The sequence below is a fragment of the Pseudomonas sp. CFBP 8771 genome (assembly GCF_014841695.1).
GTDB lineage: Bacteria > Pseudomonadota > Gammaproteobacteria > Pseudomonadales > Pseudomonadaceae > Aquipseudomonas > Aquipseudomonas baltica.
The window spans coordinates 252,886-265,427 of sequence record NZ_JACYUJ010000002.1 but is presented as its reverse complement, the minus strand read 5'-3'; the positions used below and the strand labels follow the sequence as shown (position 1 = coordinate 265,427).

At 61.3% G+C, this 12,542-nt stretch carries 5 protein-coding genes; 2 read left to right on the top strand and 3 right to left on the bottom strand.

The window, feature by feature from the left end; all coding sequences use genetic code 11:
* Positions 1 to 79: 79 nt before the first annotated feature.
* The 3 genes from IFT80_RS05770 to IFT80_RS05760 form a co-directional block, all read right to left on the bottom strand.
* Positions 80 to 4,843, bottom strand: coding sequence for a Tc toxin subunit A-related protein (locus tag IFT80_RS05770; protein WP_192136959.1), 4,764 nt, complete (start codon positions 4,841 to 4,843; stop codon positions 80 to 82).
* Between the two features lie 101 nt (positions 4,844 to 4,944).
* A complete protein-coding gene (locus tag IFT80_RS05765) occupies positions 4,945 to 8,454 on the bottom strand; it encodes a Tc toxin subunit A (RefSeq protein ID WP_192136958.1) in 3,510 nt (1,169 codons plus the stop codon).
* Positions 8,455 to 8,641: 187 nt separating this feature from the next.
* Positions 8,642 to 10,165: a fumarate hydratase gene (locus IFT80_RS05760; protein ID WP_192103926.1), complete on the bottom strand. Its 1,524-nt coding sequence runs from the start codon at positions 10,163 to 10,165 to the stop codon at positions 8,642 to 8,644.
* Between the two features lie 329 nt (positions 10,166 to 10,494).
* Between IFT80_RS05760 and IFT80_RS05755 the strand changes: the two genes are divergently transcribed.
* Entirely contained in the window at positions 10,495 to 11,601 is a 1,107-nt protein-coding gene (locus tag IFT80_RS05755) for a diguanylate cyclase domain-containing protein (protein WP_192136957.1), read from the top strand.
* Positions 11,594 to 12,523 (top strand): iron-sulfur-binding ferredoxin reductase, encoded by a 930-nt coding sequence (locus IFT80_RS05750; protein WP_192136956.1) that lies wholly within the window; start codon positions 11,594 to 11,596, stop codon positions 12,521 to 12,523. Before IFT80_RS05755 ends, IFT80_RS05750 begins: the two co-directional genes overlap by 8 nt.
* Positions 12,524 to 12,542: the final 19 nt, after the last annotated feature.

Below are 12,542 nucleotides of genomic sequence, written 5' to 3'. Positions count from 1 at the left end.
ACCGAGCGCGTGGCCCGGTCCTTTGAATGATGAGTCGCCTTGTTTGCGAGCCTTCTGCCCGCGAAAGCGACCGCCCGAACTACGCCGACTTCGCCGTGTAGCTAACCCGCACGATCACATCGCTCAACGCCGCCAACAGCTCGGGCGTGGAGCGGGTGAAACGCAGGTTCCAGGTCGACACCGCCCCTGTGCCCTCGAACGGCAGGTAGCGCTCGTCGTCGAAGTTCAGGGTGAACATGCCGTCGTCGTCGACACCGCTGGACAGGGCGATCTGTTGGCTGGCGCGCATGTTTTCCCAGACGTTGGCACCCACCGTGTCGGCCATTTCCACCTTGCTGTAGGTTTGCGTAAGCACGGCCGCCAGGTCCTCGTAAGGGCCCAGCACCGCTGGCAAGGTCACGCTGACGCGCTTGATGCGGCGCAGGTACTGGCCGGGGTAGTCGTTGTCGAAGAGGCCCTGTTCCAGCTTGATTTCCAGCCCACCGGTCTTGCCCAGGTCCTCGACGATGGTCGCCCACGGCTTGGCCTCGGTTTCCTGCAGACGGCGCACCGACACGGTCTTGGTGATCTCCAGCGAGCGCGCATTGCGTTGCAGATAGGCCGCTTCCATCTTCATCAGGTTGAGCTTGAGCGACTCACCGGCGGTAAGGCCGCGGTAGCTGTCCTTCCAGGCACCTGGCTGAACGAAGCGGGTCTTCAAGTCGGCGATCTCGTACTGCCAGCACGCTTCGGCGGCCAGGCACAGCGACAACGTGGTGTCGTAGGCCTGGTAGTAAAACGTGGCGAACTGACCGTTGAGCCATTGGTAGAGCTGGGCATTGGTGAAGCGTTTGTTGAGGAACTGATAGGTGGTGGCCGCTTGATCGACCATCAGTTCGGTCTGCCGCAACTGCTCGGCGGTGACCTTGGCCTGCTCGTCGTGCACCGCCAGCTGCGCATCGATCTGCTCGATCTCGCGTTTGGCCTGTTCTTCGGCGTGCATCCACTCCTGATGGCGACGACGGTATTGCTCGGTGCGGTCCAGTGCTTCGGCTGCACCATGGAACGCGGTGGCCATGCCCTGCGCCACGGCGGTGGCAATACCGGTGACGCCTTCCAGGCGCCAGCCGCCAGTGGTGGCGCCGACGATTGCGCCACCGGCCATGCCGGCGATTACGCCGCCCACTGCACCGACCTGGTTGGGCGCTACCTTGAGGCCCTCGCCGATGGCCTGGGAGACGAAACCCACCCCTTCGGCGACTCGACCTTGCAGGTGCAAGGCGCCGGCAGATACTTCGCCGGCGCTCACGACTTCAGAAGCCAGGGTGGCGTAATGGCTCAAGCGGTTTTCAGCGATTGCACGACTGGCCAACAGCGCCTTGCGGCCTTCGGCCTCCACACCCTGAACCAGCTGCTGCAGGACGATGGCCTGCTTGGCCATGTCCCAGGCTTGCTGCTGTTGCATTTCCTGCAGTTGAGCGTTGTCCTTGCGTTCTAGCAACGAGAGCAGGGTGCTGCCGAACTGGATCAGGTTTTCTACCGCAGCGCTGGCACGGTTGTGCATGACGCTGAAACGGTAGTGCGGGATTTCCTGGCCGAGCAACCGACCGCTACCGCCCCCGGCGGCTGCGGAGCCGAACGCCGACATCAGCGCGCGTGGATCCAGCGGTGCGGCGAACAGTGGCAACTGCAGCGGCTTGCCGTCCAGGGTGCGGTTATGCCGCAGGTTGCGCAGCCGCGCTTCGGCGGTGTCCCAGTTCTGCACCAGTTCGCGGTTCAGGGCCACGCGGAAATGTGGGCTGTCGAGTTCGGCCAGCGAAGGGTCGACCGCAAAAGGCATGAGCGCCAGCGGCGGCTGCTGGAAGATGATGAGTGACCGACCGTCGTTCTCGGCGGCACTTTCGGCGACCAGGCGCTCCTGCTCGATCAGACGTTGCTCGAACGCGCGCAGCCCGCCACTGACCGAATCCGACAGCTTTTTCAGCGTCAGCGGCTTCCAGCCGCTGACCAGGCGCTTGTCCGGACGCGGGCCCAACAGGTCCAGCACGCGCACATACCAAAGCTTGGCTTCGTTCAACGCATCCGGCGTCAACTGGCGATACGCCGCATCGCCGCGGTCCAGCAGGTTGCGAACGAAGTGGCTGTACACCGCCTTGCGGTAGTGCACCGGGTTGTCGCTGGCGATGCCGTCCGGATCGATCGGCGCGCGGGTGGCACGCTCGCGGCTCAGGTCGTCCACTAGCGGGCGCACGTTCCAGTAGTCGGGACGGCCGCTGCTGTCGGCGCGTCGGCTCGGGTCGAAGATGAAGCTGAGCCAGTGCTCGGCTTCGCTGAACTGTTGCTCGGTGTTCAGGCGGTGGCTGATAAGGAACGGCAGGTGGAAGAACAGCTCCCAGAAGTACAGGCCGTTGGCGCCTTTGAAGTCCATGAAGGGGTCTGCCGAGCCGTTGCCTAGCCCAGGCTCGGGCAGGCATTGGGTTTCCCAGGACAACAGGTTTTCCAAGGCAACGTTGGCGCGCTCGATCAGGTTGCGGGCGAACAGGGTGTTCATGCGGATGGGTTGTCGGTTGGCGTTGTTGTTGTCGTTCTTGGCAATTGTTGAGTTGGCGAAGTCTATGTACTCAACGGTGCCCAACGTTGGGTTGGTATGCCGAGAAATCTTTGGAGCGCGCAGGCTGTCTCCGGAACCAATCGCCTGAAGTTCGATTTTTGTAGCTTTGCAGCAGTGCCCCAGGCTTCTGGTAACGCCAACACCACGCTGGGTTACATAGACGCCGTGAATGACGGTGAAGGTTGTGTCCGGGAAGTTGGCTGACCAATCAGGCCGCAGTGTCTCCGGATTGATGGCGATATCGATGCTCTGGTTATGCTGGCCGGGTAACAACTCGGAAGTCGCTGTCGGCGCAACTTTCAGATTAGTCTTTTGCGTCATGCTGGGCGGTGTTGGCGTAGTAACCGACGTTGCTCGGGCGAGAAATTGCTGATAGTTCTGAGTGAGGGTGTTGGGTAAAGCGTTGAGAAGACCCTGATGGAAAAAAACGCCACTGCTCGTATGCGTGATAGTCAGGCCGAGCCCTGGTGGAATGGCTGGATCTGAACCGGTGAGGCGGTCAAAGGCTGCCCGCGTCAACCGCTTGCCTGCTAGGCTGGCGGTACCGGACGAAGCGTTCAGCGTCAGGTTTGAGCCTGTACTATTTTTCAGGAATGGAGTAAATGTACCCTCACGACTTTTGTAAAATGTGTAATCGAAATTCTGCTTGAAAGCGTCATATGTAGCTCGAAATGTGGACCTTGCGTCCAGGATAATGTCGCTCGTTGCATCTGTCGGTTTGAGTCCGATCAACGATAAACTAAAGCCAGTGTTTGTACACTCGATATTGAACTCTTGTTCGGATGTGAACGCGGTGGCCACGTGTGATGAAAAGCTGAGCCTGTTGGTCGTGGCGTTGAACGTCACCTGGCGGTTTACCGAACTATTCCCCACCCTGTCCTGCCACCCAAGATAGTTCCAGCCTTGAACTTCAGAACTATTGGGATGGGGGGAAGTGGTGCTTACAGACTTGATGGATATGACGCCCGCTGTTACCGGAAACTGAAAACGCCCGGCATTGGCGTTGGCGAACAATCGTCCCGCTCGCAGTACCATCAACCTGTAGATGCCGGTGTCGGAGGTGTCGTCATCAACCATCCCGCGCTCAGGAAATAGCGCCGTGGTCACGAAGTTTTTGTCTAGCTTCAGACTCTTCAGGCACTTGTAGGTGTCGCGGGTACCGTCGTTGTTTGCGCCGGTCGAATAACCTTTGTGCATCAGCATCAATAGGCCTTCAGGATTTGTCGACTTATCCACTACCGCAACTGTGTGTACGTCCAGCATAGCGGCTGATCCCGGGTCAACGTCAACATCCATGTAGCACTGCGGTGCGCTCCAACTGTCATCGTATTTCTTGTAGGTGAGGTTCAGGCGCAGCTTCGCCGACATTTTTGGTTTGCTGCTGGTTAATGAGCGATGGGGATACTTGCCATCTTCGGGCGGCGTGGCCTCAAGGTCACCGCTGCCGCCGGGCTCTACACTTTCAACGTACTCAACCCACACCACGAACAACCGGTTATTGAAGTAAACCGGGCGAATGGTGTGTTCGATGGCAGTATCGGAGATGGGCAGGTTGGCCCGTTTCCAGTCCGACCAAGCCCCTGGGTTCGGATTGTCCACCTTCGGCCCTTGAGTACCACTGACGTAGGTACGTTCGGCCATGTTCACCGAGCGCCAGTAGTAGGCGCCCTCGGCGCGGGACTTGCCGATGAAGTAGTAGGTGGACTCCTTGAAGTCGGTGCCGGCGATGTAACCGTTGATGATGCTCAGATTGGCCACTTCCTCGAAGCTGGCCAAGTAGTTCTGCACCGCCTCCTGAGTAGTGTCCAAACTGATGCGGTTCTGATTGATGTCGTTCTCGAGCTGCTGGAAATAGCTGGATTTCTTCATCCGCAGCGAGGGGTCGATGTACAGCGAGGGGTACCAGGCCAACTGTTGGTTGGCCGCCCACAGTGGGTACTGACTACGCTGGTCGCGCCATTCGCCGAGCAGCGCTTCGCTGAAGCGTACGTCGTTGTAACCCGGCTCCATGCCCAGCAGCGCGCCGTTGATGTACTGCTGCAGACTGGCGATGGCACTGGCTACGGGGCTGGTTTCCACGGCCTGGGTGACCTGGGTGTCCAGCAGCAGGTATTCGTACAGGTCGTTTTCGGTTTTCAGTTTATTGGCCAGGCCAAGGTCGGCCAGAGTGGCGTCGTTGGGCACGACTTCGCCCAGGTAGTAGGCGACGAGGGCGTCGCGAAAGCTTTCGTTGAGTGTGGCTGCGATGGTCATGCAGGTATTCCTTTGGATGAGTAATGGAGGGGCGCCAGTGCTGACCCCTTCGCGGGCTGAGCCCTCTGCCCGCGAAGGGGCCGGCCTGGACACCCAGTGAATCAGCGGTTTACAGCCGCCATGGCCGCCTGGCCCACCGCTTGCCAGTCAGCTTCGGGGCTGTCGGCATGCAGGGAGCAGGCTTTGAGCAGGGTCGCGGCGTTGAGGCCGGTTTCCAGCGAAAGGGCCTGTGCGCGGCGCACCCAGTCGATATGGGCAACGCTCTTGGCGGTTTGCTGAGGCAGCAGCGCGGTGAGCACCGCCACCTCGCTTTCGCTCCAGCCCAGCAAGCTCGCCAGTGCGGCATTGCAGGTTTGCGACTGGACCGCCAGTTGGCGTTTGCCGGGCCGTCTGGATACCAATGCATTGGCCTGCTGCACGTAACCGAGCAGGCGCTCTTCCGGCTGCCCCAAGGTGTTGAACAGGCTGTCGTAGGCCTTGAGCAGGTGCAGGGTGTTCAAGGACAACGGCCACAGGCTTTCGCACCCCAGCCACGCCGGGTTGACGACGAAGGTGCGCAACGCGGCGGTGCCAACCTTGGCCCAGCTGACAGCGCGTGCGCAGGTGTCGATCTGGCGCAGGTCGGCCAGAACCGCACTCACTTTGGCGGCATCGGGCTCGGCGTCCATCGGCCAGGCCTGGAGGGTGCGCTCGAGCAGGCGGTAAGGTGAAACATCGGCGCAGTGGGCGACCCACACCGCCAATTCCGGCAGGAGCGTGGTGTGTTCCTGCAGCAGGCCTTCGACCAAGCGCTGTTGGCGGGCCCAGGCGTCGAGCAAGAAAGCAGTAAGCCGGGTTTCAGCGGCAGCCACGTCGTCACTCCCCAGACCCAGGGTTGCGATCAAGGCGCGGACCTGCGCGGCCAGTTGCGCGTGATCACTGCCTGCCACGTTTGCGTTCGGTGGCTTGATCAACCCTGCACTGTCGATGAGCGCGTTGGCGCCCTTGCCCAGTTCGCTGAACCAGTCGATGGTCGCCCCTGTGGCCTTGCCGGGCAAAGCCAAGGCGGCCACTGCCACCGGTGTCACGGCAGTGCTGCGACCGTCGCTTGCCAGCTGTTGCAGACGTTCGAGCACGCCTGTGGTCGGGCTGGCCTCGGCATCCACCGCAAGTAGCGTCCTCATCTTGGCAACGCTCAACTTGTGGCGCCCCAACCAGTCGACCACGCCATCCAGATGAATGAGGATATCCAGCACGTCCGTTTGCGTTTCATTACCTTGCAGGAGCGTGCCCACAGTGCAATGGCGCAGGTAGGTGCGGCCGCCCAGGCACTCGATCAGGTAAAGACAGTCTTCTACCTCGAGCCTGAACAGGCGTGCGATTCGGGTCAGTCGGTACAAAGCCGACACCGTGAGCAGTGAGCGGTTGAGAGGACCGACATGCTCGATGGTCTGAAGCGCGACCGCGGCGAATGCCTCAGGTGTCAAGCCAAGCCCTGCGCACAGCTGATTGACAGTGGCTTGGTGGGCAGGGTCGTCACTGGTGTGGCTGAATGAGCCGTGGTCCAGAACCAGGGGTGTGCCGAACAGTACCGGGTTGTTGAATACCTGGTCGAACAGCGGTGTGCGGGTGCCGCTGGCGAACGCAGACACATCATGAACGAACGCGGCGAACTCTTCAGCGCCAATGCCATGGCGGCCATTGAGATAGCGATAAGCGCCCAGCATACGCAACGTATTAGGATTGAGGGTCAAGTCAGGGTTGGCATCGCCTTCCGCGCGCATGGCCGAGACGATCAGGGTATCCAACTCGGCGAATGGCAGTTTGGTCCAACGTTGCAGGCGGATCATGCGCTGCATTCGGTCGAACCTATCCAGTGAGGTATAGGCCAGATAGACAGTACGCTCGCTGCCCAGCGTTTCTTCCACAAGGGAAACAGCGTTGTTGTACTGATAGCTGTTGTCGCGGGGTTTGAAGCGATCAATGGCCCCGTTGCCGTTGATGAAAACAGCGCCATAGTTCATCGGTGTAGGCGAGCGTCGCAACGGATTGCTGGCACCGGTCTTGTTGCGGATGGGGCAATTGGGCGAGACGTGAGGGCTATGGTCTTTTTGCGAGAGCAGTGCCGTCAGCTGTTGGGCATCGACGCCGGTTTTGTCGCAGAAGACCTTGGCCCGGTTCAACAGCGACTCGCCGAGGTTACGTTGGTCAATTGCCAGGTGGGCCTGGAGATAGTCGCGCTCGGCAACGTTCAAATCACGGCCCAGAACAGGATCGCCAAGCGTACTGACATCGAACACCATCTGGCGACCGATGCGCGATTGGCCGGCAACAGTCACCATGACGTTCAATACCAAGGGGGCATCATAGTGAAGTGCCAACTCCACTCCGGGATTATCTTCGGCTTTGTAATAGAGAACAAAACAAATGCCCAAGTTACCATCCGCATGCTGATGGCTCATTTTCCAACTGCCGCCAGCACCTTCCTGAAGCACTCGACCACGCAGTTTGACTGTCTGGGATCGGCCATTGTTGATCAGGCGCATTTCTATCAGCGTATCGCTGTCAGTGTGTAAAACGCTTATGACCGACTCTTGCTCAGGTATCTCGATATGAGTGGTGTTGCTGTCCCACAGGTGGATGTTTGAAATGATTGGTGTGTACCAGCTAGGGCCTTGCAGCGACAAGTTGAAGGCTGGAAAGCGCCTTTCGGCCATTAACAGATGTTGCTGCGCAGGGCTCAAACCGGACAACAGCGCCAAGGCGTTACGTTGATCCACAGGATGGGCGGATGCTTGCAGACCCGTCCTCAGCGCCAGGTTCAGCGCACCCAGTACTGGCTTGTCACCTTCCAGCGCCAAACTCACCTGCTGATGGGCAAAGTGATAGGGAAAGACGAACGGGTGTTTCTTCTCGGCCAGCAGTTGATGCACCGGCCGTGGGTCTTCTTTTTCTACCTGGTACTTCTCGATGCCCTGGGTGAGCACCGTGTTCACCAGGTCCAGCATCGGGCGGCTCTGATAGGTGCTCTGCTCGTCGATCACCAGGCTGTCCAGGTCCGGCCGGCGCACCGCCAGCGGTATCCGCAGTGGCGACGTGGACGCGCCTTCGATCTTCTGCTCGGCAAAGCGGCGCAACGAGCCCAGGTAGGCCACGGGGCCGTCCATGGCTTCGATGGCGCCGACCTTGCAGAACTGGTCCCAGTTTTCCTTGAACAGGTTGGGGTAGCTCGGGCCGATGTCGACCAGTGCACGCACGCCGGTCTGCGGAGCGATCAGTGGCAGGTTGCGGCCTGAGGACACGATGTCTTCACGATAGGAACGGGCGATCTGGGTGGCGTAGCACAGGGCATTGTCGTAGGCCAGCTCGCCATCGGCATCGCTGAGGGTGCGTAGCTGACGGGTGAATTCGGCCTTGGGTTGGCGAATGATGTCGAACACCGAGCTCATGCCCATTTCCGGCATCGCGTCGGCGAAGCTCATTCTGCCCAGCAGGCGGTTTTCCGGAGTGAGCGGAACCAGGTTGTCGAACAGCGGGTTAGGTGTTGGATCCGCCAGCTCGGGCAGCTCGACCTCGGGAGGCAGGTGGTCGCCGTCGTCGAAAACTGGGTCGGGGAGTTCAGGTGTGTTCATGGTGTGCCTCGCTCAAGGGGGTAATCAGGCCGACTTTTTAGCGGGCCTGCCGAGAGCGGGGTATCCACAGAACTGATAGGTAGGCAAAGCCTGGCCACGCGGTTAGGGTCGCCTGTCCAGCTGAATCCGGCTCATGAACGCAAAAAGCCCGGCACAGAGCCGGGCTTCTCGGTTCAGCACAAAACGCTTACTGCACTTCCACCGCCAGGCTTTCGGCGATCCTGGCTTGCCAGATGGCTGGCCCGGTGATGTGGACCGACTCACCCTTGCTGTCGACGGCCACGGTGACCGGCATGTCCTTGACGTCGAACTCGTAGATCGCTTCCATGCCCAGTTCTTCGAAGGCCACTACGTGCGACTTCTTGATCGCCTGGGCCACCAGGTAGGCGGCGCCACCCACGGCCATCAGGTACACGGCCTTGTGGTCCTTGATCGCCTCGATGGCGGTTGGGCCGCGCTCGGACTTGCCGATCATGCCCAGCAGGCCGGTCTGGTCGAGGATCTGCCGGGTGAACTTGTCCATCCGCGTGGCGGTGGTCGGGCCGGCAGGGCCTACCACTTCTTCGCGGACCGGATCGACCGGGCCGACGTAGTAGATGAAACGGCCCTTGAGGTCGACCGGCAGGGTTTCACCCCTGTTCAGCATCTCGACCATGCGCTTGTGCGCCGCATCGCGGCCGGTGAGCATCTTGCCATTGAGCAGGATGGTCTCGCCGGGCTGCCAGCTTTGCACCTCTTCGGGCGTCAGCGTGTCGAGATTGACCCGGCGCGCCGACGGGCCGGCTTCCCAGACGATTTCCGGGTAAGCGTCCAGGTCCGGCGCTTCGAGTTCAGCCGGGCCGGAGCCGTCGAGCACGAAGTGGGCGTGGCGAGTGGCGGCGCAGTTGGGGATCATGCACACCGGCAGGGAGGCAGCGTGGGTCGGGTAGTCCATGATCTTGACGTCGAGCACGGTGGTCAGGCCGCCGAGGCCCTGGGCGCCGATGCCCAGCTGGTTGACTTTCTCGAACAGCTCCAGGCGGATCTCCTCGATGCGGTTCTGTGGGCCACGTGCCTTGAGCTCATGGATGTCGATGGACTCCATCAGCACTTCCTTGGCCATCACCGCAGCCTTTTCGGCCGTGCCGCCGATACCGATGCCGAGCATGCCGGGCGGGCACCAGCCGGCGCCCATGGTTGGCACGGTCTTGAGGACCCAGTCGACGATCGAGTCGGACGGGTTGAGCATGGCCATCTTCGACTTGTTCTCGGAGCCACCGCCCTTGGCGGCCACATCCACTTCCACGGTGTTGCCGGGAACGATGGAGTAGTGGATCACGGCCGGCGTGTTGTCCTTGGTGTTGCGGCGAGCGCCAGCCGGGTCGGCCAGGATGGACGCGCGCAGGACGTTCTCCGGCAGGTTGTAGGCGCGGCGCACGCCCTCGTTGATCATGTCGTCCAGGCTCATGGTGGCGCCGTCCCAGCGCACATCCATGCCTACCCGCACGAACACGGTGACGATGCCGGTGTCCTGGCAGATCGGCCGATGGCCGGTGGCGCACATGCGCGAGTTGATCAGGATCTGGGCGATGGAGTCGCGCGCCGCCGGGGATTCTTCACGCAGGTAGGCCTGGTGCATGGCCTGAATGAAATCCACGGGGTGGTAATAGGAAATGAATTGCAGGGCGTCGGCGACGCTCTGAATCAGGTCGTCTTGTTTGATCACGGTCATGGGGCGCGCTCCTCTTGTGGGGAACATTCGTTGAAAAAGCCGGTCAGGTCTTGCCTGGCGCATGGCTTTCGAGGTGCGTCAACTTGTAGCAGGTCGGCGCGAAAAAGGCGCGGCAGTATAGCGCGGCTGGATCGAGCTGACACTCCGCAATGGCGGGTTGGCGTGGTGTCGAGGCGGATACGCCGTTGGTCCGGTAGCCAGTAGACTTCGTCGAGCAATCCAAATTTGAATAGTTATTTCACCCCTTGGCCATTACTATGGCATCACGCCTTTGCACTATTACGGTGCAATCAGGGGAGGGATTCCCATTCAGCACAGCGAGCCTGCGAGTGACCGAGTCCACCCTGCAACATCTACTGATCAAGCGTTTCTCACTGGCCGCCGGCACTTACGCTTTGGTAGTGGCGCTGGTGTGGGTGGCGGTTCTGACGCAGTATTGCCGCGTGTCTCTGGTGACGGCGGTAGGCACCACCTGCCTGGTCGCGATCAGCCAGGGCGCGCTGTATTGGGTATTTCGCAGCGGTGCCAATCAACGTTTCAGCGATCCCAGTCTCACCGAGTTTCAGGTGCTGCTGGCGGTAGCCTGGCACACCTGGTTGATCGGCAATCTGGAAGTGGCACGCGGCACCTTCATGGTGATGTATGTGTTGATCCTGCTGTTCGGCGTTTTCCACCTGCCACGTCGCGCCTTCGTACGCTGTGCGCTGGTGGTGTTCGTCGCCTTCGTCGGGGTCAATCTGTGGGAGGCCTACCGCATGGCCCTGCCGGACCCGGGCCTGGCCACTCTGCAGATCTGCGCCATGCTGGTGGTGCTGTTGTGGTTGTGCATGTATGCAAGCTATGTACAAACCTCGCGCCAACGCATGCGCCAACGCCGTTATGCCTTGCAGGCCCATCAGGACACCCTGCGGGGCATGATGCGCCAGCTTGAAGACCTGGTCGCCACCGATGAGCTGACAGGCTTGTTCAATCGTCGACACTTCCTGCACCTGGCCTCGCGCGAGCTGGCCACGCTCAAGCCCGATGTCGAGCATGGCCTGGCGCTGATCGACCTCGATCACTTCAAACGCATCAACGATATCCACGGCCATGCGGCCGGTGACCAGGTGCTGCAAGCCTTCGCGGCCTTGACCCAGGATTGCCTGCGCGACGGCGACGTGCTGGCCCGGTACGGCGGTGAAGAATTCGTGCTGCTCATGCCCGAAGTCGACGCAGACCAGCTGGTGCGGTGCTGCGAGCGGCTGCGCAGCGCCTTTGCCGACGCCGATCCGCAAGGGCTGGGCGCAGCCAATCTGAGTCTGTCGGTGGGCATGACCATGCTCAAGCAGGGCGATGACCTGGATGATGCGCTGCAGCGTGCCGACCAGGCGCTGTATCGCGCCAAAGGTGAGGGCCGCAACCGCTGCGCGGCGGCCTGGGACATGGCCGATGCCTGAGCTGGACGTCGGTGGCAGGCGCTGGACGGTGGCGGCGGGCAGCAACCTGCTCGACGCCCTCAACCAGGCCGGCTTGCAGGTGCCCTTCAGCTGTCGCGCCGGCAGTTGCCACGCCTGCCTGGTGCGCTGTGTTGGCGGTGAGCCACAGGACCGCAAGCCCGATGCGTTGAATGCCACCAAGCGTGAGCAGGGCTGGCGCCTGGCCTGTCAGTGTCAAGTCGTCGAGGATCTGCGGGTGGCTGTCTTCGATCCACAGGGCGACGGTGTGACGGCGCATGTGATCGGCTGTGACTGGCCTTCGGCAAACGTGCTGCGCCTTCGACTAGAGGCGCAGCGCCCGCTGCGCTATCAGGCCGGTCAGCACATGTTGCTGTGGACGGTTGCACCCGACGGCGTGCAAATCGCGCGGCCCTATTCCATCGCCAGCCTCGCCCAGGCCGATGACTTTCTGGAGTTTCATCTGGACTGTCGGCGCCCCGGTGCTTTCATCGACCAGGCTCGTCGCCTGAAGGTTGGCGATACTCTGCAGCTGGGCGAAGTGCGCGGTGGAGCCTTGCACTACGATCCTGAATGGCAGGCTCGGCCATTGTGGTTGTTCGCTGCCGGCACGGGTCTGGCTCCGTTGTGGGGTGTGCTGCGAGAAGCGTTGCGACAAGGTCATCACGGCCCGATCCGGTTGTTGCACATGGCCAACGAGCACTACCTGCATGAACCGTTGCGCGCGCTTGCCCAGCTTCATGCCAACCTTGCGGTAGAGCAGTTTCCGGCAGGCGAGCCGCCGCCGTTGCGCCTCCTGTCGCGCCAGACCATCGCCCTGGTGTGCGGCTCGCCGATCAGCGTGGAAGAGTTTTCCCGAAGGCTGTTCCTGGCCGGCCTGCCCCGAAGTCAGCTGTACAGCGATGTCTTCGTCGGCCGCGGCTGAGTCGCAACACGCATTCGCG

Excerpts from the sequence above, each read along its gene's own strand:
- IFT80_RS05770 (WP_192136959.1), bottom strand. The coding sequence starts at position 4,843 with ATGACCATCGCAGCCACACTCAACGAAAGCTTTCGCGACGCCCTCGTC.
- IFT80_RS05765 (WP_192136958.1), bottom strand. The coding sequence starts at position 8,454 with ATGAACACACCTGAACTCCCCGACCCAGTTTTCGACGACGGCGACCAC.
- IFT80_RS05760 (WP_192103926.1), bottom strand. The coding sequence starts at position 10,165 with ATGACCGTGATCAAACAAGACGACCTGATTCAGAGCGTCGCCGACGCC.
- IFT80_RS05750 (WP_192136956.1), top strand. The coding sequence starts at position 11,594 with ATGCCTGAGCTGGACGTCGGTGGCAGGCGCTGGACGGTGGCGGCGGGC.